We start from the raw sequence: 25,110 nt of genomic DNA on the forward strand, positions 1-25,110 counted from the left end.
CCCCTCCGCAAAGTCGTCGTGCTTTGCGGAGGGGAGCGGTTGCCTCAGAGCGAGGGTGAGTTTCCTATTCCTTGTCCAGGATGAGCTGCTCGTCGCCGATGCGGAGCGTCATGTAGGCATTGTTGATGGTGCCGCTCATCTCGAAGCTGCCCGACCAGGCACGGAAGGTACCGTCGGACTCGTTGTAGGTGTATTGCATCGTTTCGCGCGAGGACTCTTCGCCGTTCTCGGCACGGACAATGTAAGTCAGGTTGGTACGGCTGACGATGATAATCTGGTTGTACATGCTCCCGGAATCCTTGCCGGTCCAGGTGGTGTTTACCAGCGCGTCGGCTGTCGGGGTGGAATAATCCTCTTCGCCGCAGGAGGCGAGGTGCAGGCACACCAGCAGGGTGAGCAGGGTGCCGGCAATCAGTTTCCATGTTTTCATACGTGTTGTTGGTTGGTCTATGATGGCGCAAAGGTAATGCTTTTGTGGAAATGCAGTCTTTCTGACGCGGAAATAGTCGGCGCGTCCGATTATTTATCTCTGGGAATATGGTTATATTTGTGGCAAATTGGTACGATGACAAACAGTACAGACCTATGAAGAAATTGATTGGCTTCCTCGTTGCCTTAGTCTGCATGACCGCTTCCGTGGCACAGGAAGGAAACTGGCGCATCAGTGTCCTGGGCGGTTATGAGAACTTCCCCGGCAATCCCTATACCGAGAACGGTTACCGCCTGGGTGGAGAGGTGCGCTACTACCCTTCGAACCGGATTTATATCCTGGCGGATTTTCATGCAGGTTTTAACCAGGGGCATGGAATGGGGACTTATCCTTCTTCGATGGAGAAACCGGGTGAGGGACGGCTCGACTGGAAAATACGGGAACTGAGCGGTGACTACGGCGTCGGGTGGGAGTTCGTACAGACACGCCGTTCGGCACTGTTCCTGCAAGGGACGTTGGGCGTGAACGTACGCAAGACTTACCTGCCGCAGACCTATTGGGAGGAAGGCTACGTCCCCGACACCCGTGAGAAGGACAGGACAGTCCGTACGGCATTGGGCTTTGCATTGGGCTATGATTACCACCTGAGTCCGCACTGGGTGGTCGGTGTGGACTATAGCGGCTACTTCCACTGGAAAATACTGGACCGGATTGCCAGCCTGTGGCTCATCTCCGAACCCTCGTGTCTCCAGCATTCGGTGAATGTCCGTCTCGGATGGGAGTTCTGAGAGCCCCTGATAGCGGCAGAGGCACAAAGGCACAACCGGTATGAGGGAGAATCCCCCGTACGTTGTGTCTTTGTGCCTCTGTATCTCTGTGTGCGGCGTGCAGGCGTCAGTTGTGCACCAGGGTGCCGATAGCCTCGCCGGCAATGACCTTCTTCAGGTTGCCCACGGTGTCCATGTCGAAGACGATGATGGGGAGGTTGTTCTCCTTGCACATGCAGGTGGCGGTGAGGTCCATCACGCGCAGGTTGCGCTTCAGCACTTCGTCATAGGTGATGTCGGCAAACTTCGTGGCTGTCGGGTCTTTCTCCGGGTCGGCGGTATAGATGCCGTCAACGCGCGTACCCTTGAGCATGACATCCGCTTCAATCTCGATGCCGCGCAATGACGAACCTGTGTCGGTGGTGAAGAAGGGGTTGCCCGTCCCGGCAGACATGATGACCACTTCGCCCTGTTCCATGCACTCGATGGCCTTCCACTTGCTGTAGAACTCGCCGATGGGTTCCATGCGGACGGCAGTCAGCACGCGTGCCTTGACGCCTACGGCTCCCAGTGCCGAGCTGAGTCCCAGACTGTTGATGACCGTGGCGAGCATGCCCATCTGGTCGCCCTTCACGCGGTCGAAGCCTTTCGAGGCACCACTCAGTCCGCGGAAGATGTTTCCGCCACCGATGACGATGCCGATTTGTACGCCCATGTCGTGTATTTCCTTAATCTGTGCGGCATATTCGCCCAACCGTTTCTCGTCGATGCCGTATTGTTTTTCGCCCATGAGGCTTTCCCCGCTCAGCTTGAGCAGGATGCGTTTATATTTTGCCATATTCAAGTAAGGTGTTTATGATGTTTCCGGCAAAGGTAAAGATAATATGAGTATCCGCAAAGGTCCGTCCTTACATTCCTCCCCGTCAACCTGTTCCCCGTTCTCTTGTGCTTTTGACGGACGCTTATCCGCCTCGTCCGAACACCAGCTTCCGCCCCAGCCATGCCTGCATCACGCCGCGCATGCCCAGGTAGACCAGGAAGGCAAGCCACAGGGCGTGGTTGCCCCAGCGGTCGGCTCCGAGCCAGTAGATGAGGAAGAAACAGGCCGACGCCACGAAGATGGATTGCAGCATCCAGCGGGTCGAGGTGGTACCGATGAAGAGTCCGTCGAGCAGGAAGGCGGAGAAGCTGACGAAGGGGATGGCAAGCGTCCAATAGTGATAGTCCGCCGAGGCAGTGATGACCTCAGTCTCGTCGGTAAGCAGACCCAGGAACGACTGTCCGCCTGCCACGTAGAGCAGGGTGAACAGGGCTGCCACGCCCGTGCCCCAGGCAAACAGCCGACGCACCGTCTGCCGGAATGCCGGGTGGTTGCCTGCGCCGTAGTACCGTCCGCCCAACGCCTCGCCGGCATAGGCGAAACCGTCCATCACATAGGAGAAGAGGGTGAAGAGCTGCATCAGCAGGGTGTTGACGGCCAGGATGATGTCTCCCTGACGTGCCCCGGTGGAGGTGAAGAACACCGTGGTCGCCACGAGGCAGAGCGTACGCAGGAAGATGTCACGGTTCACACCGAAGAAGCGCATCATGGCACGTCGGTTGGCAAAGTCGCGCCAGTGCCAGCGTCGGCGTAACGAGCCGTAGTAGCGCAGCCACAGCCACACAGCCATGCCGGTCCCGGCATACTGGGCGATGAGGGTTCCAAGTGCCACGCCGTCGACCTTCATGCCGAAGAGGAAGACGAAGCTCAGGCTGGCGGCAATGTTGACCAGGTTCTGTGTGATGGCGATGTACATGGGGAAGCGGGAGTTCTGCATCCCGATGAACCAGCCCGAGAAGCTGTAGAGTGCCAGGACGGCGGGTGCTCCCCAGATGCAGATGTTGAAGTAGAGGGTGGCGCTCTCCTGTACGGCAGGCGATGCATCGATGAACTGGAACGCCATCCAGCGGAGGGGGGCTTGCAGCAGGAGCAGGGCAAAGGCAATGAGCAGTCCCACACCGGTGGAGCGGAGCAGGAGACGGGTCACCTCGTTGAGGTCGCGGCTGCCGAATGCCTGCGAGGTCATTCCGCTCGTCCCCATGCGCAGGAAGCCGAATATCCAGTAAATCATGTTGAACAGCATGCCTCCCACGGCAATGGCACCGATGTAGACCGGGGAGCCCAGGTGTCCGACGATGGTCACGTCGACCAGCCCGAGCAGCGGGACGGTGATGTTCGAGATGATGGAGGGGATGGCAATGTCGAGTATCTTCTTGTTCATAAGCAATGCGGTTGTCGGGGGAAGGCAGTCCGCTTCCCGTTCAGAATCGTTTCACATAGCGGTGGCAGTCCGGCAGTTCGCCGTTCTTCTCGAAATAGTCCTGGTGGTAGTCTTCCGCCGGCCAGAAGATGGTTGCGGGCGTCAGACGGGTGACGACGGTCAGTCCCTTGTCGCGCAGGCAGGCGATGAGGCGCTCGGCAATGGCTTTCTGACGTTCGTCGGCATAGAAGATTTCCGAGCGGTATTGCGGACCGATGTCATAGCCCTGTCCGTCCGTCTGGCACGGGTCGTGAATCTCGAAGAAGCGTTTGGCAAGCGTCTCATAGTCCACCTTCGACGGGTCGAAGACGATGCGCACCGCCTCGGCATGCCCCGTGGTGTGCGACTTCACTTCCCCGTAGGTGGGGAAATCCACATGTCCGCCCGTATAGCCGGACTCGATGGAAAGGATGCCGGGCAGCTGTTTCATATAGTATTCCACGCCCCAAAAACATCCGCCTGCGAAGATGGCGGTCTCGGTCATTGTTGTGTCTGGTTTCATAAGCTGTAGGTTTTAGTCGGATGATACACACAAAAATTCGTCGGGCAAAATTAGTGCTTTTATGCATGCCCCGGTGTCATTCTGTCCCTGAAAAGCGAGGCTGATTTGTCCTTTTGTCCGGAAATGTGTAATTTCGCGAGCTTAATCAAAACAAACCCGCCTAAACCCAGTCATGGTATTTAAGGAAAACAAACCCATATACAAGCAAATCGCCGACCGCATTTGCGATGAGATTCTCACGATGGAATATCGGGACGAGAGCCGTATTCCTTCCGTACGCGAACATGCTGCCACGCTCGATGTCAATGTGAACACCATTGTGCGTGCCTACGACTATTTGCTGGAGCTGGATATCCTCTACACGCGTCCCGGACTCGGCTTTTTCGTCAAGCCGGGTGCCAAGCACAAGGTGCTTGCCTTGCGCAAGGCGCAGTTCCTGGGCGATGAGCTGCCCGAGTTCCTCGCCCGCCTCACCCAGCTGGACATCCCCATCGAAGAGATTGTGGAAATCTACCGGAGCATGAAATAGCCGAAGAATGCGGCGTGAAGGGTGACCACTTTCTCCATTTAATTCGTAAATTCGCGCAACGAATCAAGTTCACATGATAGACCAAGCAACCATAGACAGAATCATGGACGCCGCACAGATTGTCGACGTGGTGTCGGAATTTGTCACCCTGCGCAAGCGGGGCGTGAACTACGTCGGGCTGTGTCCGTTCCATAGCGAGAAGACACCTTCCTTCAGCGTGTCTCCCTCGAAAGGCGTGTGCAAGTGCTTCAGTTGCGGAAAGGGAGGCAACGTGGTGCACTTCATCATGGAGCACGAACAGCTCTCCTACTACGAAGCGCTGAAGTGGCTGGCACACAAGTACAACATCGAGGTGAAGGAGCGCGAGCTGACCGATGAGGAGAAACACGCGCAAAGCATCCGCGAGAGCATGTTCGTGGTCAACGAATATGCCCGCGACTATTTCCAGAACATCCTCCGCAGCCATGTGGAGGGGCAGACGGTCGGAATGACCTATTTCCGCCAACGCGGCTTCCGCGACGACATCATCACCAAGTTCCAGCTGGGCTATTGCCTGAACCAGCACGATGCATTTGCCCGGGAAGCTACCCTGAAGGGCTACCGTCCGGAGTACCTCGTGAAGACGGGACTGTGCTATGCCCGCGACGACGGTTCCCTGCGCGACCGCTTCTGGGGACGGGTCATCTTCCCGGTCCACACCCTGTCGGGGAAGGTCGTGGCCTTCGGCGGACGTGTCCTCAAGACCGATGCCAAGACGGCGAAGTATGTCAATTCGCCCGAGTCGGAAATCTATCACAAGAGCAATGAGCTCTACGGCATCTACTTTGCCAAGCAGTCCATCGTCAAGCAGGACCGTTGCTTCCTGGTGGAGGGATACACCGATGTCATCTCGATGCACCAGTCGGGCATCGAGAATGTGGTTGCTTCCTCGGGTACGTCCCTCACTCCGGGACAGATACGCCTCATCCACCGCTTCACGAACAACATCACCGTGCTCTATGACGGCGACATGGCAGGCATCAAGGCTTCCTTGCGCGGCATCGACATGCTGCTGGAGGAGGGAATGAACATCAAGGTGGTGCTGTTGCCTGACGGGGACGACCCCGACAGCTTTGCCCGCAAGCACAATGCCACGGACTATCAGGCATACATCAATGCCCACGAGGTGGACTTCATCCGTTTCAAGGCCAATCTGCTGCTCGACGATGCCGGCAATGACCCCATCAAGCGTGCCGGACTCATCACCGATATCGTACGCAGCATCTCGGTCATCCCCGATGCCATCGTGCGCTCCGTATATATCAAGGAATGCAGCCAGCTGCTGCAGGTGGAGGAGAAGCTGCTCATTGCTGAAGTGGGCAAACTGAAGGAAGCGCAGCTGGAGAAGGAATACAAGGCGCAACGCAACGCACAGATACAGGCACAACGTGCTGCCGGCGAACAGGGGGCGTCGCCTTCCGCTGAAGGAACTGCTGCCCCTGAAGGTGAACCGGGTGAGGCGGCTCCGGCAATCCCTGCACCGGGTGAACCCGTTGTCCCCTCTCCGGTGCCCGACACGTATGAATCTTACATCCCGCAGGACAATCCCGAAAGCCGGAAGTTCTATCCGTTGGAGAAACTCATCATGGAGCTGCTGGTTCGCTATGGAGAGCGGGTGATGTGTGTGACCACCGACGAGGAGGGGAACGAAGCCCCCCTGACGGTCACCGAGTTCATTGCCGGGAATCTGCAGATTGACGATTTGCAGTTCCATAATCCGTTGCACCGGCAGATGCTTGCCGAGGCTGTCAGTCATATCCATGACGAAGGCTTCCGTGCCGAACACTATTTCGGGACACATCCCAACCCCGACATCAGCCGCTATGCGGTGAACCTTGCCAATGAACGTTACACGCTGAGCAAGTATCATACGAAAAGCCAGAAAATCGTCACGGACGAGGAACGGCTTTACGAACTGGTTCCCCATGTGATGACCGACTTCAAGCATGCCATCGTGGAGGAGGAACTGAAGCATACCCAACAAGCTCTGCTCGACCCGGAGAACATGCACGACGAGAGCCGGTACCTGTCCATCATGAAGCACTACAAGGATCTGTCCGAGGTACAGCGTATCATGGCAAAGCGACTCGGTGACCGGGTGCTGAACGTCTGATTTGTACATCTGTCCGTGCCGGTCAGCCTGCTCAAATTCCGTGAGTTCAGCACTCCTTTGTCAGCTAAATCCCTTGTGAACAGAGCCGTTGAACGGGCACGATGTGAAAGTTAAGGGGTTATAAAGAATATCATAAGAACCAAATGTACATCGAAAAAGGACGGATTGTCTTCTTTTATTCCCTAGCTTTGCAATAGACAACAAACAGCGGTCTGTTAGACAACTGCTGTACAACCTGGGAAACATGACTCAACGCTTTCTGTACATCTCTTCAGAGCCTGCGAACCGTGACAGCGTCGTCGGTTTTACCTGTCAGATGCTCCTGAACATACGCAATGCGCTCTCGCCCAATGGCAGCAGCCCTTGCCGATGTGAGGTCCGGAAGCGTATGGCGTGAAGCCAGGTCAGGATTCCCTGTCCCCCGACTGTCTTTCTAGGACTTTCAAGTCTCACCATATAGCCAATGCACATTGGCCCCCTCCATCGCTCCCCGGACTGTGTCCGGCATCTGACTGTGAACCGTTCCTTTCAACAGAGGGAGCACTACACCCGCTTAACATTTTAACGAGAAGACATGAATTTGAAGAAACAATTCTTATTGATAAGTCTCATCCTGCTGACCTGGGCATGTGACTCAGGAAATTCCATACACTACCAACCCGCTTTGCTGCAACTGGAAGATTCGCTGGAGCAGACACCCCAGAAGACCCTGCATGCACTCTGGCTGATGGATACGACCGCCTTCCGTCCGGAAGACCGGCAGCTCTATCACTACATCGCTTACAAGGGCGCCATGCTTCTGCCCGATGAGAAGAACCCGAAGCCTGAGGAGCTGAAGGCGTCCATCGGCTATTTCAGGGAGAAGGGGGACTCTGCCCGGCTTTATCAGCTCTACTACTACCTGGGACAGGTCTATACCGGGCGTTTTGCCTGGTTGCGTGCGAGCAACAGTTTTGCAGAAGCACGCAAGTATGCCGGACAGAATCCTCGTCGCGTGTTCCAGGCAAAGTTGGGAGAGGCTTACGTCTACCGCTTCAAGATGATGTATAAGGAAGAGGAGACCTGTCTGGAGCAGGCCCTGCAGATTGCCCGTTCCTTGTCAGACCGGAACCTGAAGGACCGTGCCCGATACGAACTGTCGGTTCTTTATCTGCGTCAGAAGAGGTATGCAGATGCGAACCGTGTACTCTCGCAGGTGGTCAGCCGTCCGGAAGGGGAGCAACCGGCCTTGTTCCGTGCCTCGTGCTTCCGCGAGTTGGGAAGGAGCTTTCTCCGGATGGGGCAACCCGATTCGGCGCTGGTCTGCCTGGGAGAAGCCCTGTGTCTGGACAACAGTCGGGGGCAACGTCAGGAGTGCAGTGTGCTTAGAGGCGAGTCGTTCCTCCGTCTGCATCGCTTTGATGAGGCGGAAGAGACCCTGATGGACAGCATCAATCTTCAGGACCATAAGCATAAGGCGGCTGTCTACCGTACCATGTCTCAGCTGATGCAGGAGAAGGGGGACTTCAAGAGGGCATCCTACTACCTGGAGCAGAGCCTCCTTTACCGTGATTCTCTGGACTATGACAACCACGAGGAGTATATGGGCAACCTGAATGCGTTCCAGGAGCACGACCACCAGCAACGTCAGCTGGCACAGGCGGAGGAGGCATACACCCGGCGTACGTCTCGTTTTTATCAGGCCATCAATGTCTTTGGGCTGTTTGTCCTTGTGTCTTTGCTGCTGTTTATACGGACCTACCGGAAGAAAAAGAAGATTCAGGAACAGCTGTACGAGGAACATAACAGCCGTCTGGACCTCATGGCACGCCAGCAGGCTGCCGAACTGAAGCTGTTGCAGGAAAAGAAGGAAAAGGAGGCGATGGAGATTGAGAAGCTGAACCAGAGCATCAATTTCTACAAGCGTCTGAACACGCTCACCATCCCGATTCTGATGAAGACGCAGAATGCCCAGGGTGCCATCCATCTGGAGGAAGAGGAGTGGGACATCATCGTGAAGAACACGGATGCCTGTTTCGATGGCTTTACCACACGGCTGAAGAAACGCTTCCCGGATCTGACGCTTGACGAGATAAGGTTTGCCTGCCTGCTGAAGATGGAATTTTCCATCCACATGCTCTCCAATATCTACCACATTGCCAAGCCCAGTATCTCGCGGAAAAAGATGCGCCTGAAGGAAAAGATGGGCATTGAGGATATGAATCTCGATGACTTTATCCAACAGTTCTGATGGACGAAAATTGGGGATTGAAACCTCTACAAAAGAGAAATCAGCCGTATTTGTACATCATGGTAATTTGATAAATAACTGTTAATCATAGGAATGATGTGTTTCACTTGTACATCATAAATTTATCCGTCGCATGTATATTCCATGTATTTTTGCTGTCGAGAGAAAGGGAAGATGATTGCCCGGACACGAAACATCCGTACAATCTCCTTCCTGTGACATACTAGAGGAGAGAGAGGAGTTGGGCCGATATTGTTCCCCACAGATATCGGAAGGAGGAGAGCCGGGAAACTCTCCTCCATTACTCCTCTTTAAAATAAGAAGCCATCCGCGCTTTGCCGTTCCCTTTGCAAGGGCAGGACAAAGCCGGATGGCTTTTCGTTTTCAGGACTTCAGGTATTGGGATTCGTCCGGACCCTTATTCGCCTTTGAAGCGGCGTGCCTGTTCGTTGATGAAGTCGATGTCGTTGAAGTAGTCTATCTTCATGGCGCGACGTACCTCGCTCAATGTCTGTGCAGCCACTTCGCGTGCACGCAGGCTTCCTTCTTTCAGGATGCGGTAGACTTCGGGAATGTCCTGTTCAAATTCCTTGCGGCGGGCACAAATCGGATTCAGCAGTTCATCCAGGATGGCATTCAGGAATTTCTTGACCTTCACGTCGCCCAGTCCGCCACGCTGGTAGTGGGCTTTCAGTTCGTCGAGATTGGGATATTCAGGCAGATAACGCTCGAAGTGTTCAGGACGACAGAAGGCATCGAGGTAAGTGAACACGGTGTTTCCCTCCACCTTGCCCGGGTCACTCACCTTGAGGTGTGTGGGGTCCGTGTACATGCTGCGTACCTTTTCCTGGAGCACTTTCCCGGAGTCGGACAGATAGATGCAGTTGCCCAGGGATTTGCTCATCTTGGCTTTTCCATCCGTGCCCGGCAGGCGCATGCACACCTGATTCTCCGGCAGCAGAATCTGCGGTTCCACCAAAGTCTCACCATACACATAGTTGAAACGCTTTACAATCTCACGGGTCTGTTCCAACATCGGTTCCTGGTCTTCGCCAGCCGGTACGGTTGTAGCCTTGAAGGCGGCGATGTCGGCAGCCTGGCTGATGGGATAGCAGAAGAAGCCTACCGGTATGCTGGTTTCAAAGTTGCGCATTTGTATCTCAGTCTTCACTGTCGGGTTACGTTGCAGGCGTGATACGGTAACCAGGTTCATGAAGTAGGTGGTCAGTTCTGCCAGCTCGGGTATCTGCGACTGGATGAACAGAGTCACCTTGTTGGGGTCTAATCCGCAAGCCAGGTAGTCAAGAGCCACTTCAATGATGTTCTGACGTACCTTCTCAGGATTGTCTGCATTGTCGGTCAAAGCCTGTGCATCGGCAATGAATACAAACATCTTCTCATAGTCGCCACATTCCTGCAATTCAACACGGCGTTTCAATGAGCCGACGTAGTGTCCCAAGTGCAGTCTTCCGGTCGGGCGGTCACCGGTCAGTATGATTTTTCCCATAATACTATAATGTGATTCAGTTGTATTAATTCAATGATGCTGTTCGCCACGGTATACACGGCGAGCAAAGATACAGAAAAAGCGGACATTATCCGCTCCCCCTTTCTCCTTTTCTTTATTCCTTGTCCGTGCCGTACGCGGCGTTCGGACAGGTGCAAAATAAAAAAAGCCTCTCGCCCGAGAGCAAGAGGCTTTTATCAATTAGTAAGTCTTAATCTTCAGCGATTATTTCACAACGTCAACAATTACACGACGGTTGTAAGAGTTGGGTTTCAAGGTAGCTACACCACCCAAGCCTTCAACAACGAGGTTGTCGCGGCTTACGCCCAATTTAACCAACTCGTCAGCAACGCGGTTTGCACGCTTCTCACTCAACTTCTGGTTGAATGCGGCGCTACCTGTTGCGCTGTCGGCATAACCGGTAACTTTCAGCTTGATGTTGCTGTCAGCTTTCACTGCATCAGCCAATACCTGCAAGTTCACGATTTCTTTTCTGGAAGCGATTTGAGAAGAACCGATGTTGAAGAAGATAGAGCGCGGAGCACCTACGTATTCCTTACGATAGTCGGTCTTGATTACTTCCTTCGGCTTCTTGGCCAATTCTTCTTTCAGACGAGCGTTTTCGTTCTGTTGAGCTGCCAATGCAGAGTTCAATGCATCGAGCTGGCTTGCGTTCAATGCCATCAAGGCATCTACGTCAACAGCCTTGCGGAAGCCTGTGGTCTTGCCCAAGTTCACGGTCAAACCAACCGAAGCGGTGAATACCTTGTCGGCACCTCTCCAGATCTTGTTGCCGCTGGCTTTGTAACCGATGCCGTCGAAGCTCTTCGGTGCTGCCAATGCAGAGAGTTCGAAGTTCACGCTGAGGCGCTTGTTCAAACGGAAGGTGTTCAGGATACCTACGTTGGCACCCATCATGTAGTTGTTCTGAGAGCAGTTACGGATTACTCCAGCACCCAGGTAGGGGATGAAGTTCCATACGCGGTTCTCGTTGTAGCCGAAAATCATGTTGCTCAGGTTGAACAATACATCGCCGTGCAGGTTCCAATAGTCAAAGTCGATGTTGTCGGGTGACCATACACCACCGTTTACCTGGACACCTTTCACGCCGTCGAATTTGGCGCGGATACCCAAGCCCGGAGTAAACCACTTACCAACAGCTACATTGAAACCAAACTTGCCACGATCATTGAAGGGATTCTTGGAGATACCTTCTTCCTGGCTTGAATAGAACGCATTGTAATTCACACCAGCGCTGATAAACCAGTTGCTCCAGAAGGAGTTGGTTTCTACGCTTTTCTCTTTCACAGGGACATCAGTCACTGTGTAAGTCTCCTGTGCTATCGCTGCAGAAGACAAACTGGCTACTGCCAGTGCAAGCATCAACTTTTTCATAATTATGTTATTTATGAATTACTATTATTTGTCTTAAATATTAAATTTCGTACCGTTCAAACTCTTCTATTAGAACTGGCTACTACATGCAAAGATACACAAATTATACTTAACATTAGTCTATGAAGGCAATTATTTTATGCCTCCGATGGCAAGTTATTACTTAATAGGCTCATTTTCTAGCAATTTATAGGAAAGGCTTTTTTGAGGGAAGTGCCTTTTTGCTTAGGCTTCAACGGGTTGAAGCTGTATATTGGCCAGGACGTGCTTTCCTATTGTTCGTTTTATCCTTTCCTGGCGGGTTTGAAGTGTCAGTTTCTATGTTCAAATGCATGCGCTTAACTTGTAAAATATATTTTATGCACCTCATGCCTTTGTCCGGAGAGATTCCGGTCTGTCTCAGAACAAGGCATCAATGTCATCGCCCGGAATGACGGACAGGATGGTTTTCCCGTCCGGAGTATAGTTGGGTGTCTGACAGGAGAACAGGGCGTCTACCAGTCCGTCCATCTCCTCGTTGCTCAGCACTTGTCCCGGCACGATGGCGGCGGCTTTTGCCATGACGAGGGCGAGGGCATGATGGACTTCCTCCTTGACGCCACATCCTTTCTCCATGGCTGTATGGACCAGGTCGTGCAGGAGGGTTGCGGGGACAATGCCTTCAATGTCGGCAGGTACTCCGTTGATGGCATAGCTTCCTCCACCCAGGTTGGAAAGGTCGAAGCCGATGGCGGAGAGATCGTCGAGGATGCTTTCCAGGATGACTGCTTCGGACGCGGGGAATTGCACCACTTCCGGGAAAAGGATACCTTGTGAGGTCCCTTGGTGTTTGACTATCTGGGCAAGGTAACGGTCGTAGAGCACCCGGATGTGGGCACGGGTCTGCTCGATGAGCATCAGTCCGGATTTGACCGAGGTGAGGATGTAGCGTCCCTTGAACTGGTAGTGCTGGGCGGCACGTTCTGCACCGGCTCCGGCAGCGGAGGATTCTCCGGCTGTGGCGAGCAGATGGGTGGCAGGTTCCGTCGGTGTGGCTTCCGGAGTCTCGGAAGGTACCGATTCGGGGAGGTCGGGTTTCAGTGCTCCCTGGTAGAGACTTTCCCAATTGTCGGGCACGGACGGTTCGTCAAAGTTGGGTACATAGGTGGACGCCGACCTGCCGCCGGAGCTGCTGTTTCCTGTTCCCGGAACATACGAAGTTTCTTCGCTCGTTTCAAACGGGTTGTAGCTGGGGTTATAGGTCATGCGGGGTGCTTCGGCATAGCCGGACGTATCGAAGACCGGGATGTCCGGCATGTCTTCCGTGTCGAAGTCGATGGTCGGGATGGCATTGAACTTGCCCAATGACTCCTTGACGGCGGCAGCGAGTATCTGCCAGATGGCCTGCTCGTTCTCGAACTTGATTTCGGTCTTCGTCGGGTGGATGTTCACGTCGATGTTTGCCGGGTCAATCTCGAAATAGATGAAGTAGGATATCTGTTCGCCGGCAGGGATGAGGTTCTCGTAGGCATCCATCACGGCTTTATGGAAGTAGGGATGGCGCATGTAGCGTCCGTTGACGAAGAAGTATTGGTGTGAGCCTTTCTTTCGCGAAGATTCCGGTTTGCCTACATAGCCGCTGATTTTGACCATGGATGTCTCGACGTTCAGGTTGAGCAACTGCTGGTTGAGCTTCTTCCCGAACACCTCGATCAGCCGTTGGCGGAGGGGGGAGACGGGCAGGTTGAACAGCTCAGACTCGTTGTGATGGAGGGTGAACGCCACGTCGGGATGTACCAGGACGATACGTTCGAACTCGTTCAGGATGTTGCTCAGCTCTGTCTGGTTGGACTTGAGAAACTTGCGGCGTGCGGGCACGTTGAAGAACAGGTTGTTCACCGTGAAGTTGCATCCCCGGGCACACGACACCGGTTCCTGGTTCTGGAGCTTCGAACCGGCTATGGCTATCAGCGTCCCCAGTTCGTCGGTTTCTCTGCGCGTTTTCAGTTCGACTTGCGCCACCGCAGCGATGGAGGCAAGCGCTTCTCCACGGAAGCCCATGGTGTGCAAGGCGAACAGGTCGGCTGCCTCGCGTATCTTGGAGGTGGCGTGGCGTTCAAAGGAGAGGCGGGCGTCCGTCTCTGACATGCCTTTCCCGTCGTCGATGACCTGGATGGCGGTTTTCCCGGCGTCGGTTATCAACACATGGATGTTCTTGGCTTCGGCATCGATGGCATTTTCCACGAGTTCCTTCACCACCGAAGCGGGGCGTTGGATTACTTCGCCGGCGGCTATCTGGTTGGCAACGGAATCGGGTAATACACGAATTATATCACTCATAGATGTAGCTTATAGAATAGTCTGACTTCCATTTAACAGGTAATAGAGCAGTCCTGCCAGCAATGCCAGCAGGACGAGTCGCACGAGCAGCGGGTTGCGGCGGGATGGGGTGCGCCGGTGCCAGCGTTTCCGGAACAGCCGTTCCTTGTCGCCTGCTTCCCTTCCCGGAGTTGCGCGGCGGGAGGAAGACCTACCATAATATATATAGGTATGGTGGAATCCCCGGGGGCGGCGTGTCTGAAAGAGTCCCATCGTGAACCGGCTATTTCTTCAGCAACCCTTTCAGCGTGGGCAGAGGCGGTTTGCGTTGGACGCTCTTCTTCAGCTCCTGTCCGGCTTTCTTGCCGCGCCAGCGGAACACATCGTCTTTGTTGAGCGGACGGATGTAGTCAAACCAGGCGAACGAGGGCAGGTAGAGCTTGTCTTCAGGAATCTGAAGCATCGGGTACATCACGCCGTCCGTCTGTGTGGTCATCTTGATTTTCTGTACCTTGCGTTGCAGCAGGTAGACATTCATCAGGCTGGATTCGGCAGTGATGTAGCCGATGAGCGTACTGTCTTTTCCGTCGACAGGGAAGTAGCCCAGGCGCACATTGCCGATGACATCGACCTGACGAAGGTCTCCGCCGGTAAAGTAGGCCTTGATTTCCTTTCCGCTCACCTGGTTGTAGTGTACCGAGTCCATCTGTTCGATGGACATGGCCTGATTGATGATGTGTGCCCAGTCGATGGTACTGTCATTCATGTAGGCACGGATTTCCTCTCCGAAGAGTTGTTGTTTGCCGTTCCACACAATGGGGTCGTGGTACATCGTCATGCAGGAGTCCTGTGAGTTGAAGACCAGCGAGTCGCAGACGCCCTGCAGGTCGCTCTTGTAGATGCGCACCTTGTGGTAGACGAATGTCTTCCGGTAGACGGAGTCGGTGTTCATGTTGTAGGTGATGAGCCGCAGCGTGTCGCCGTGCATGTAGAGGCTGTCGTTGTTCTGCGAATAGTTGATGGCAAGTGCGCTGTCGGTCACCAGGGCATTCCCCTTCAGCTCGTCGTAGAAGCCGTATTCACCGGTCAGGAGGTTCTTGTTCTCGGTGTCGGTCATGACCACGTTGCGGAATGCCTCGCCATACCCCTTGTTCCGGTTGTAGAACAGGCTGTCGCCCACCAGCTGACGTTGCTGGTTGGTGAGTACCGACCGTTGCAGCAGGATGGCCTCACCGCTTGTGGTGTTGTAGAAGCCCAGCTCGGAATAGATGTGGTTCTGGTCACTTACGATGTCCGAGGGGCCTACGATGTTGGCTATCTTGGTCTGTGAGTTGTAGCGCAGGGTGTCCGAGGTGAGGGTGAACTTCGGGTTGACGAGCTTGACGTCATAGTTGAACACGGCATTCTTCGTGGCGGGGCTGTACTCGCCCCAGTCGGACGTCAGGATGTTCTCTTCGTCGGTGAGCGTACCGCCTTCGAAGAAATAGCCCAGGTTGAACACCCGGTCGTAGTTCAGGCTGTCGGTTGTCAGGATGGTGTTCCGGTTCTGCATCTTCACGTTCTCACGGAGCATGGCTATCTGCGAATTGCCGTCATAGTAGAGCCAGTCACCATAGATGAACAGCGTGTCGCCCTGCTGCATCTTGATGTTTCCGAACGCTTCAAAGGAGTTGCGGGCTTCATAGAAGTAGGCCGAGTCGCAGTCCATGTAGGCACTGTCGTGGCGGAAACGTACGTTGCCGACCAGGATTTGTGCGTCGGGGTTCTGCTCCTTGTTGAACCGGAGGATGTCGGAGTGCAGCAGGTAGACCTTGGTCTTCTGTGGCTCCTTTTTCTGCTTGCCGTTCGTCGGGCGCACCTGCGCCGCACAAATGCCAAACAGGCACAGAATACCAAACAGTAATATTCTGTGCCCGCCTAGAATGTTTCTACGCTTTTCAGTATCAAACATATAATGTCAGTTCCTTTTCCTGTTGTTTTAGTGAATCCATCCGGGGTACTGGAAGTCGCAGTTCTTCCACCGGTCGTTGATGCGGACGTACGTGGTCCGTTGTTTCTCGGCAATCCACTTCTGGAGCTTCTCGTTCTGGAGCTTTTCCAGTACGACGGACTTGAGTCGCTGGTAGTCCTCGGTGATGGTTGCCTTGTGCCCGGGGATGCGTGTCTTCAGCTTGACGATGGCACACTTCTCCTTGCCGTTCTTGGCATCAATCATGGTGAAGGCGTTCGAGATTTCGCCGATGTTCATCTTGTCCACCACGACGGCAATCTCCTGCGGGAGTTGTCCCATCTCAAACCGGGAAGTTCCCAGCTGTGAGTTCGGCATCAGACCGTTGTTGTTCTTCGAGTCCTTGTCGTCCGAGAGATAGAGGGCGGCACTCTCGAAGGTGAACTTCTCGCTGCGGATGTCGTTGGCGATGGAGTCGAGGTGGGCGAGCGAGGCGGTGAGGTCCTTTTCTGACACCTGCGGCTTGAGCAGGATGTGGCGTACCTTGATGCGGTCGCCGCGCTTCTCGACAAGCTGGATGATGTGGAAGCCGTATTCCGTCTCCACGACCTTCGACACCTTCTTGGGGTCGGTCAGGTTGAAGGCGACGGCTGCAAACTCCGGCACGAGCTGTCCGCGTCCCATGAAGTCCATCTCTCCTCCCTGACGGGCCGAGCCCGGGTCTTCGGAGTACAGACGGGCCAAGGTGGAGAACTGTGTCTCGCCGGAGTTTACCCGTTCGGTGAAGTCACGCAGACGGGCTTTCACACGGTCAATCTCTTCCTGGGGAATCTTCGGCTGCTGGGTGATGATCTGCACCTCTACCTGAGTCGGGATATAGGGGATGCTGTCTTGCGGAAGCTGGCTGAAGTAGCGGCGTACCTGTGCGGGAGTCACCTTGATGTCGCCCACGATCTGGCGTTTCATCTTGTCGGCAATCATCTCGTTGCGCACGTCCTCGCGCCATTTTTCACGGATTTGGGTGGAGGTCATGTTCATGTACTCCTCGAACTTCTCCTTCGAGCCCACTTGCTGGATGTAGTAGTTCATGCGTTGGTCGACCATGGACAACACTTCGGTGTCGGACACTTCCACACTGTCGAGGACCGCCTGATGGAGGAACAGCTTCTGCACCGCCATCTGTTCGGGGATGACACAGTAGGGGTCCTTGTCAAACTTGATGCCTTGGTATTGTGCTTGCAGGCGGGCTTGCTCGACGTCGGACTTCAGGATGGCCTCATCGCCGACAACCCACACCACTTCGTCAATGATATTGTCCTGTGCATAAGTGGCGGTGCCCAGCGTCCAGGCACACAAGAGCAACAGGAGCTTGCTAGTAAACAGTCTTCTCATTGGTCTTTGTTATAATAATACTTAATTTCATCGTTATCAACAGCCCGTTGGTAGAGGTCGGTCCTTACCTTGCGCATGAAGTCGGCTTGCCGGAGGGTGCCCAAGGCGCTTTTCACCTCGTCGCGTGCAGCTTCGAAGGGTTTCACTTCTCCCCGTTGCAGCAGCTCGTCCACGTGCAGGAAGTAGTAGTATGCCGTGTCCTTCAGCTCCACGTCGCGGTTGCGCCGCAAGTAGCTCTCGGCATCCTTGAACTTCTGCGGAAGTTTGCCGAGTATGGCGGATGCCGGCATCCAGCGGTCGTAGAAGTACTGATAGTCGGCGGCATGTCCCAGGCTGTATTTCTCCAGGTGGTCGATGGACTTTTCGTCCTTCTGCCGGTACCAGCGGCGGATGCGGCTGAGGTCCTTTGCCGTCAGGGGAACCTTGATGAAAAGCCCCTTCAGCAGGGTTTCGTCCGTCTTGAACAGCGTCCGGTTCTTCTCGTAGAAGTCGCGCAGGTCTGCTTCCGACAGTTCGTCCGTCAGTTCCTGTGCCACCAGGTTCTGCTGGTAGCTGTGCATGATGAGCGAACGGCGGTAGCTCTGCACCAGTTCCTCGATGCGCTCCATGTCGGGGACGTTGCTTTCAGCCTTTTCATAGAGCAGCCGGTCTTCCACCCAGTTGCGCAAGTAGTTGTCCATGAACGTGGTGCTGTCCTTTTTCGACAGTCCTACGGGCATGAGCGGCTTCACATCCTCGGCGTACAGGAAGTTCCCGTCGACTTCCACCAGCGGTGTCTTGCCGCGGTGGTCGGTCGGACTGCCACAGGCTGCCAGCACAACCGCCAGGCCGAGAAGCGGGTATCCTCTTTTTTTCATACTGCCACGAAGATGCAAAAACAGTGAACGAAGATACAGCTTTAATCTATATAGCATCGTGACTCTTAACTGTTTTTAAAACCTCTTGGTTTATTTCAACCTTAAACTTCTTTGCCCACTTTTCTTCTTCTTTGGCGAGCATGCCCGCCTTGTAGTCACGTTCCAGGAGTGCGTAGACGTCCTTGTAGGATTCCGGCTTCCGCTTGAGCACCTTGCCCAGCACCTGCACGTAGGGATAGTCGGGCGAAGGGGTGAACTCCCCCTGTCCGAAGAAGAGCTTGTCGACCGATGCGTTGGTCCCGATCTGGAATAGTCCTTCTTCCACCTTCAGCCATTGCGAGCCGCCCACCTCGTCGAACCGACGGATGGCGTCGGTCCACTCCTCTTCGGGAAAGCCGTCGAGGTAGGTCAGGAGTCGTTCCAGACGTTCCTTGTCATTGGCTTGCAGGATGATGCCCTTGAAGTGGGGCAACTTCCAGCGGTAGTGTTTCTTGTGTTTCTTGTAGTAGTGTTTCAGCCGCTCGTCGTCGGTTTGCAGCAGTTCGTCTTCCACCATGCCGGCAAGCAGTCCGTCGTGGTATTCGCGGAGGAGGTATTGCTTGTCGGTCTCCCGGACCCTCGGCGCAGCCTCTTCTTCCGGAATCTCTTCTTCCGTCAGCCGTCCGATGAGATGCACGCCGGCAGCCGAGAGGAAGGGGCGGGAGGTCTCGTCGGGCTTCAGCAGACGCAGCCGTGTCAGCAGCTCGTTGGGCAGCTGGTAAGGCTTGACGCAGACGATTTCCGCCTGCCATCCGGTGGGGAGATGTCCGGCGTTCTGTTCAATCCAGCTTGCCAGTTCCCCTGCCGACGGCATGGCAGCCGACACCGAGTCGAGCTTTGCCACCCATGCTCTGGTGCCACTGTAGGAGACCGACTGGGGGATGCGCAGGCAGACGTGTGCAATCCATCGTCCGTCCGTGTCCGGTGCTTCGGGAGAGACGGAAGCCTGTTGCTGACGGTTGAGTTTCTGCAACCGCAGCTTGCAGTTCTCGAACTGCTGACGGAAGAGTCGTGTCGTGTCCAGTCCTTCCGTCTGTGCCTGGCAGACTCTCCACTTCAGGCGGACGAAGCGCCGCAGGAAATCCGACGGAGGCAGGGCGCCGGCATTCTTGCGATAAGCATACAGGAACTCGCTCCGCGACACCGGCAGGTGTCCTACTCTCATCAGCAGTGTGTCGCTCTGTGCCGATGCGCAGAGGCTTGCCAGCATCAGCCCTCCCCAAAGGAATATTCGTTTTATCATGTTGTAATCATTTATTAACGCTTATCAAAGTCTCTCCGAAGAAAGAAGAAAGCAATGAAAGGGTCTTTATCGTGAAATTATGTTGGCCGCTTAACCATTTGGTCACTTCACTTGGCCGTTTGCCTAATGCCTGTGCAAACTCTACTTTGGATAAGCCACGTTCTGTCATCAGTTCATAAATACGATTGGATATGGCAAACTCCAAGGACACCTCTTGCTGAATAGTCGGGGAGGTGCTTGCCAACATTTCATCGAAAGAAGTCTTTATCGTTTTCATAGGTCAAAAGTATTTGCAGTTTCTATTGTATGGAATAGATGGTGCAGTTTTCGGTGGCCTTTACCCGTCTTGATTCAGCGTTACCCATCTTCTTGGTTTTTCGGCACAAAGATATTGTTAGTATTTTCCTTATAAATGAAATAGGGTGCCTTTTTATGCTAATTTAGCTTTCGCAAGCTCAAGTTGCAATGCCCGAAATCTGACATCCGTTTTTGGACTTCGGTGTAAGGATGGCAGACGCGGAACGCAAGTCATCACCGTTTTTTTGCGAAACTTCGTCCACATGAATGGATGTTTCCTGCAAATGTAGTACCTTTACCGCCGACGCACGAAAAGGCGATTCAACCCTTCAAACATCCTCGGAGAACTACATTCATGAACCTGTCCGGAAACCATGCAGACCCTGACAAGGAAGTCGACCTGACCGACATCCGTATCTTCAAGCAGCAGTATGAAGCGAACTTCCGCCGCTTGAAGTANCATCACCGTTTTTTTGCGAAACTTCGTCCACATGAATGGATGTTTCCTGCAAATGTAGTACCTTTACCGCCGACGCACGAAAAGGCGATTCAACCCTTCAAACATCCTCGGAGAACTACATTCATGAACCTGTCCGGAAACCATGCAGACCCTGACAAGGAAGTCGACCTGACCGACATCCGTATCTTCAAGCAGCAGTATGAAGCGAACTTCCGCCGCTTGAAGTATTTCGGCATGCAATACATTCCGGACGAGGAGGTCGTGGCGGACCTCATCCAGGATGTATGGCTCCGCATCTATCCTGTTGTGGGTGTTTAAAATGCTTATCATAAGCCTGCCGGAGACGTTGACGGGAGCTGTCTTGCCACCTCAAATGCGGCAAACGGATGTGGAGGTTAAATGGTAGTCAACAAACTCAAATCTATGTCAGGAATAATCACGTCCGCAAGCTTATCCTCAACAAGGAATCCCATATAAAGCGGAATGGTGAGTATATCCCCCTCACGACTTACATTATATTGCCCCAACTTGATTGCATGCTTGATATGATACACGTTCTTGTTCTTCAAAACCGTAGTCATGCTTTTAGCCTTTCCCGACTTTGCCTTGACTTCAAGGATAACGCATTCACCCTTGAATCTCACCAGAAAATCCAGTTCAAGCCCACTATTCTTATGGAAGTAATATAGCTTCTGCCCGGACTTGCATAGGAAATCAGCCATCAGATTCTCAAAGATAGCACCTTTGTATCCAAGAAGATTACCTTTCAAAATGTCTGCTTGGGTACCATAGTCTAGCATTGCCGTAAGAATGCCAATGTCAGTGGTATATACCTTGAAGCACTCTTTGATGGAATTACCCTCTAACGGGAGTTCCGTAATCTGTGTATTATAACATCTACGAACTATCCCGGCATCCTCTAACCATTGAATGCTTCCGATATATTGCGAAGACCTTCCGCCTTTCCTGACGATGGAATACTGGAATTTCTTGTTCTCTTTAGCCAATTGAGTAGGAATAGATTCAAAACATTCACGGATATGAGGCTTGTCAGCATCGTCCGCATATTTAACCATGTCCTCTTCGTATTCGGCAATAAGATTACGCTGCGTCTTATATATAAGTTCAATATTCTTTGTTTCAAGAAAGCAGTTCACCACCTCCGGCAGACCTCCGACAATGGTATATCTATACAGCAACTCCATCATTGCCTTGTGAATCCCGGTGGGAACAACCGTTTCATTCTCAAAGCATGATTTGACTGTATCAATGACTGCCTCATTGATACCATTTGCCCATAGGAATTCCTCAAAGTCCAACGGATACATGTCGATCATGGTTTCATATCCGACAGGAACAGAATCCGAACCCTCCTCTTCGTTCTTATTCTTGCTTTTGCCGTAGCCTTTCACTCCCAACAGAGAACCGGTAGCAATAACATCGAAACGACCGTCTATATGAAATGACTTTAAGGCTGTCCTTGCTTCCTTGCACTCTTGAATCTCATCAAGGATAATGCAGGTTTTCCCTTCAATGAAACGACTGCCTTGAATCAAAGCGGAGAGATTGAGAATAATGGTGTTGACATCTATATTGCCCGTAAAGGCAGACTTCTTGTCTGGCTCAAGTATGAAGTTCATATAGACTACACTCTCATAATTCTCTTTTGCGAATTTCTGGACAATGTATGTTTTTCCACATTGGCGGATACCTTTTATTACAAGAGGCTTTCTGTTCTCAGACTCTTTCCACTGAGCTAAATATGTTTCTATTTTCCTTTTGAGCATGGCGTAATCATATCCTTATCCATAGCAAAGCTACACTTTTTCCAGCGAATAACGTTCCATGCAACACACTTTTTTGAACGAATAAATCATTGCGCCTACATTTTTTCAAGCCAATCATGCACTTTCGTGCAAGTTATCCAAATCACAAAGCCAAGGCATCACCGTTTTTTTGCGAAACTTCGTCCACATGAATGGATGTTTCCTGCAAATGTAGTACCTTTACCGCCGACGCACGAAAAGGCGATTCAACCCTTCAAACATCCTCGGAGAACTACATTCATGAACCTGTCCGGAAACCATGCAGACCCTGACAAGGAAGTCGACCTGACCGACATCCGTATCTTCAAGCAGCAGTATGAAGCGAACTTCCGTCGCTTGAAGTATTTCGGCATGCAATACATTCCGGACGAGGAGGTTGTGGCGGACCTCATCCAGGATGTATGGCTCCGCATCTGGGAACGTCAGGAGGTCTTTCCCAACCTCGTCGCTTTCCGTGCCTACTTGTCCCAGTCGCTCTATCATGCCATCTTGAACCACCTGAAGCATGCCCGTGTCGAGACCGAATATGCAGGACAAGCCGTTTCCCGGGAGCCGCAGGAAGAGGAGGTCACCATCCGGATGATTAAGGCGGAAGTCTATCAGATGGTCAATGCCGCCTTCGATGACCTGCCGACGGCATGCCGCCAGGTCTATGCCGCCAGCCTGTCCGGCAAGACGCAGCGGGAGATTGCCGAAGAGTTTCACATCACCATCAACACCGTAAAGAAGCACATCAACAATGCCAACCACCAGTTGCGACGCAGGCTCAAGGACGCCTTGCTGGCGGTCTGCCACCTGTTGGCGCGTCCGGCATGACGGATGCCTTTGGAAATGTCCCGCCTGATGCTTATTTTTGTATCCCCAAAAAGAACTTATGATTCGCCGTATTGAGCCTACAGACTATCCCCGCTTGCTGGAAATATGGGAGAGCGCGGTGCGCTCCACGCACGAGTTCCTTCGCGAAGAGGACTTCCGCTACTACAAGGAGCAGGTCCCTGCCTATTTCCCACAGGTCACGCTGGTCGGCTTCGAACAGGACGCCCGACTGACGGGGTTTATCGGCACAGCCGACGGGAACATCGAGATGCTGTTTGTCGAGAATGCTTCCCGTGGACAGGGAATCGGCCGTCAGCTGGTACGTCACGCCATCGAGGTGTTGCAGGCGACGCGGGTCGACGTGAACGAAGCCAACACTGCCGCCCTCGGATTCTATGAGCGCATGGGATTCCGCGTCGTGTCCCGTTCTGAACGGGACGGGGAGGGGAAACCCTATCCACTCCTGCACATGCAGCTGGGCTAGGAAGTTCCGGACTTTTCCCCATGCCCGTTCGTTCCCTCAGCTCGTTTTTTCTCCCTTTTCGGGCTGTCAAGGTCCGCTTTTCCGCCCTCTCATTCCGCCCTTATGCGCAAGACGGCACGACCCTCTTGCGCATCTCCTTCGTGCCTTTTCCCGCAACTGGTTGTCACACCCTGCGTAACGCCTCTTTTCCTCTAGCTCATCTCACTCCTGTCCCTTTGAGCATGACGTCACCGGTGAGATGAGCATCTCGGCAAAACGAGAAGCGCATCTCACGACGGTGGGATGCGCAAGCCGTCGGTGCCGTCTTGCGGAAGCTTCTCCGGGGGGACGGGCAAGCCGGTAGGTCGGGCTTGCGGAAGGGAAAACCAGCCCTTCGCTTCATCCGGACTTGCAAAAAAAAATCACATCAGGTATTACACCAAGCAGGAGTTGGGTTGTTTCTTAGGGTATAAATTCAAAGATTATGGTTAAAACAGCATACCCTATGGACACAAACAAACTCGAACGGGTGAAACAGCTCGTCATGAAACAGCTGACGGGGACCCTCACCGAACCGGAACAGGAGGAGTTGAGGAGGCTGACGGACAGTGATGCGGACTGCCGACGGTTGGCGGACGAATTGCTCGCGCCCGACTTCCTGGCCGCAGCGGTGCTCGACGAGAACACGGCGTGGCAGGAACGGACGTGGCAGGGACTCTATCGCCGTATGGGCGTCCGAGGCGGTGTGTTGTCCCGCCTCTACCGGCGCAGATACCGGCTCGCAGCGGCTGCCGCCATCCTGATATTGGTCTTCGGTGCGTGGGCAGGCTGGTATCTCCGGACGGGCGAGGAGAGTCCCATCGGTCCGGGCACAACGCTGGCTGAAATCTCCTGGCCCGACGGACAGAAGTCTGTCCGTACCGACGACTTGCTGAGCGGGACGTTCGCTTCCGCCGACCTCACCGGAGCTCCGTCAGGAGACAAAGAGCTGTCGCCCGACCTCTATACGCGTGTCGTCGTTCCACAAGGCAGTGAGTACAAGGTGCGCCTGGACGACGGGACGGACATCCATCTCGATGCCGAATCCTCCCTGGCCGTGCCGACCGGTTTCTCGGCACACAACCGTCACATCAACCTTTCGGGCGAAGCCTATCTGGAGGTCAGCAAGGATTCGCTCCACCCCTTCACCATCCATACGGAAAAGGCGGACCTCCTGGTACGGGGAACGAAACTGAACATCCGTTGCCGGGAGGACGAGCCTTGTCTGGAGGTTGTCCTCGAAAGCGGACGGCTGGATGTACGTTCCCCGCGGGAGGAGGTGTCACTGCCCGTCGGGCACAAGGCGGTTGTCGATGCGGCGGGAGGCATACGCATCCTGCCCGCGGATGTCTATGCGGCTACGGCATGGCATCACGGACGCTTCGTGTTCGACAACCGTCCGTTGGACTACATCATGAGAGAGATGGAGCGCTGGTATGATGTGCATGCCTCGTTCAGCAGCGACAAGGTCAGACAGATGCGCTTTACGCTGGACCTTGACCGTTACGACACGTTCAACCGCTTTGTCGAGGTGGTCAGCCTGATTGGGGAGGCAGACATCACGCTGAAGAAGAATCAGGTACTCATTTCTGAAAAAAGACATACATTGAAACACTAACC

General features: G+C 53.8%; 21 protein-coding genes and 1 pseudogene. 8 read left to right on the forward strand and 14 right to left on the reverse strand.

From position 1 onward, the window contains the following. Positions 1 to 64 precede the first annotated feature (64 nt). The gene (locus C8275_RS04265; RefSeq protein WP_106484229.1) at positions 65 to 430 is read right to left on the reverse strand and encodes a hypothetical protein; all 366 of its coding nucleotides are present in this window, start codon (positions 428 to 430) and stop codon (positions 65 to 67) included. A 155-nt stretch (positions 431 to 585) separates the two neighbouring features. On the opposite strand from C8275_RS04265, the gene C8275_RS04270 reads away from it, so the two are divergent. Continuing rightward, on the forward strand, positions 586 to 1,218 hold the full coding sequence (locus C8275_RS04270; RefSeq protein WP_157948162.1) for an outer membrane beta-barrel protein: 633 nt from the start codon (positions 586 to 588) through the stop codon (positions 1,216 to 1,218). A 106-nt stretch (positions 1,219 to 1,324) separates the two neighbouring features. Here the strand turns inward: C8275_RS04270 and pyrH are convergent, their stop codons facing one another. The 3 genes and pseudogenes from pyrH to msrA form a co-directional block, all read right to left on the reverse strand. Continuing rightward, the gene (gene pyrH / locus C8275_RS04275) at positions 1,325 to 2,035 is read right to left on the reverse strand and encodes a UMP kinase (RefSeq protein ID WP_106484231.1); all 711 of its coding nucleotides are present in this window, start codon (positions 2,033 to 2,035) and stop codon (positions 1,325 to 1,327) included. A gap of 124 nt (positions 2,036 to 2,159) precedes the next feature. Further along, on the reverse strand, positions 2,160 to 3,458 hold the full coding sequence (locus tag C8275_RS04280; RefSeq protein ID WP_106484232.1) for an MATE family efflux transporter: 1,299 nt from the start codon (positions 3,456 to 3,458) through the stop codon (positions 2,160 to 2,162). 40 nt (positions 3,459 to 3,498) lie between these two features. Beyond that, positions 3,499 to 3,975: pseudogene (gene msrA, locus C8275_RS04285) on the reverse strand (peptide-methionine (S)-S-oxide reductase MsrA); the annotation flags it as partial. A gap of 196 nt (positions 3,976 to 4,171) precedes the next feature. On the opposite strand from msrA, the gene C8275_RS04290 reads away from it, so the two are divergent. The 4 genes from C8275_RS04290 (at position 4,172) to C8275_RS04300 (ending at position 8,910) form a co-directional block, all read left to right on the forward strand. Continuing rightward, positions 4,172 to 4,528, forward strand: coding sequence for a GntR family transcriptional regulator (locus tag C8275_RS04290; RefSeq protein WP_022385530.1), 357 nt, complete (start codon positions 4,172 to 4,174; stop codon positions 4,526 to 4,528). Between the two features lie 73 nt (positions 4,529 to 4,601). Then, positions 4,602 to 6,680: a DNA primase gene (gene dnaG / locus C8275_RS04295; protein WP_106484234.1), complete on the forward strand. Its 2,079-nt coding sequence runs from the start codon at positions 4,602 to 4,604 to the stop codon at positions 6,678 to 6,680. Positions 6,681 to 6,924: 244 nt separating this feature from the next. Then, entirely contained in the window at positions 6,925 to 7,077 is a 153-nt protein-coding gene (locus C8275_RS14615) for a hypothetical protein (RefSeq protein WP_157948163.1), read from the forward strand. Between the two features lie 177 nt (positions 7,078 to 7,254). Then, positions 7,255 to 8,910, forward strand: coding sequence for a lipopolysaccharide assembly protein LapB (locus C8275_RS04300; RefSeq protein ID WP_157948164.1), 1,656 nt, complete (start codon positions 7,255 to 7,257; stop codon positions 8,908 to 8,910). A gap of 418 nt (positions 8,911 to 9,328) precedes the next feature. On the opposite strand, the gene trpS is transcribed toward C8275_RS04300, so the two are convergent. The 10 genes from trpS to C8275_RS04350 form a co-directional block, all read right to left on the reverse strand. Beyond that, positions 9,329 to 10,417 (reverse strand): tryptophan--tRNA ligase, encoded by a 1,089-nt coding sequence (gene trpS / locus C8275_RS04305; RefSeq protein ID WP_022385527.1) that lies wholly within the window; start codon positions 10,415 to 10,417, stop codon positions 9,329 to 9,331. Positions 10,418 to 10,642: 225 nt separating this feature from the next. Then, a complete protein-coding gene (locus C8275_RS04310) occupies positions 10,643 to 11,812 on the reverse strand; it encodes an OmpA family protein (protein WP_106484236.1) in 1,170 nt (389 codons plus the stop codon). 399 nt (positions 11,813 to 12,211) lie between these two features. Then, entirely contained in the window at positions 12,212 to 14,131 is a 1,920-nt protein-coding gene (mutL, locus tag C8275_RS04315) for a DNA mismatch repair endonuclease MutL (protein ID WP_106484237.1), read from the reverse strand. Positions 14,132 to 14,140: 9 nt separating this feature from the next. Continuing rightward, complete coding sequence (locus C8275_RS14620; RefSeq protein ID WP_157948165.1) at positions 14,141 to 14,383, reverse strand: hypothetical protein; 243 nt, start codon at positions 14,381 to 14,383, stop codon at positions 14,141 to 14,143. A 10-nt stretch (positions 14,384 to 14,393) separates the two neighbouring features. Further along, positions 14,394 to 16,061 (reverse strand): OstA-like protein, encoded by a 1,668-nt coding sequence (locus tag C8275_RS04320; protein ID WP_106484238.1) that lies wholly within the window; start codon positions 16,059 to 16,061, stop codon positions 14,394 to 14,396. A gap of 27 nt (positions 16,062 to 16,088) precedes the next feature. Beyond that, positions 16,089 to 17,450 (reverse strand): peptidylprolyl isomerase, encoded by a 1,362-nt coding sequence (locus C8275_RS04325; protein WP_106484239.1) that lies wholly within the window; start codon positions 17,448 to 17,450, stop codon positions 16,089 to 16,091. Continuing rightward, the gene (locus C8275_RS04330) at positions 17,447 to 18,307 is read right to left on the reverse strand and encodes a peptidyl-prolyl cis-trans isomerase (RefSeq protein WP_106484240.1); all 861 of its coding nucleotides are present in this window, start codon (positions 18,305 to 18,307) and stop codon (positions 17,447 to 17,449) included. Before C8275_RS04330 ends, C8275_RS04325 begins: the two co-directional genes overlap by 4 nt. 46 nt (positions 18,308 to 18,353) lie before the next feature. Beyond that, a complete protein-coding gene (locus C8275_RS04335; RefSeq protein WP_157948166.1) occupies positions 18,354 to 19,589 on the reverse strand; it encodes a hypothetical protein in 1,236 nt (411 codons plus the stop codon). Between the two features lie 7 nt (positions 19,590 to 19,596). Further along, positions 19,597 to 19,866, reverse strand: coding sequence for a helix-turn-helix transcriptional regulator (locus C8275_RS04340; protein WP_106484242.1), 270 nt, complete (start codon positions 19,864 to 19,866; stop codon positions 19,597 to 19,599). Between the two features lie 875 nt (positions 19,867 to 20,741). After that, entirely contained in the window at positions 20,742 to 22,133 is a 1,392-nt protein-coding gene (locus tag C8275_RS04350) for an ATP-binding protein (protein WP_106484244.1), read from the reverse strand. A 279-nt stretch (positions 22,134 to 22,412) separates the two neighbouring features. On the opposite strand from C8275_RS04350, the gene C8275_RS04355 reads away from it, so the two are divergent. The 3 genes from C8275_RS04355 to C8275_RS04365 all read left to right on the forward strand — a co-directional run bounded on the left by C8275_RS04355 (position 22,413) and on the right by C8275_RS04365 (position 25,108). Further along, positions 22,413 to 22,988, forward strand: coding sequence for a sigma-70 family RNA polymerase sigma factor (locus C8275_RS04355; RefSeq protein WP_157948167.1), 576 nt, complete (start codon positions 22,413 to 22,415; stop codon positions 22,986 to 22,988). Between the two features lie 58 nt (positions 22,989 to 23,046). After that, positions 23,047 to 23,472 carry an acetyltransferase gene (locus C8275_RS04360; RefSeq protein WP_106484246.1) on the forward strand — a complete coding sequence of 142 codons (426 nt, stop codon included), beginning with the start codon at positions 23,047 to 23,049 and terminating at the stop codon, positions 23,470 to 23,472. A 484-nt stretch (positions 23,473 to 23,956) separates the two neighbouring features. Further along, positions 23,957 to 25,108, forward strand: a complete 1,152-nt coding sequence (locus C8275_RS04365; protein WP_199881860.1) for a FecR family protein — start codon at positions 23,957 to 23,959, stop codon at positions 25,106 to 25,108. Positions 25,109 to 25,110 lie beyond the last annotated feature (2 nt).

The sequence above is a fragment of the Bacteroides sp. Marseille-P3684 genome (assembly GCF_900291465.1).
Lineage (GTDB): Bacteria > Bacteroidota > Bacteroidia > Bacteroidales > Bacteroidaceae > Phocaeicola_A.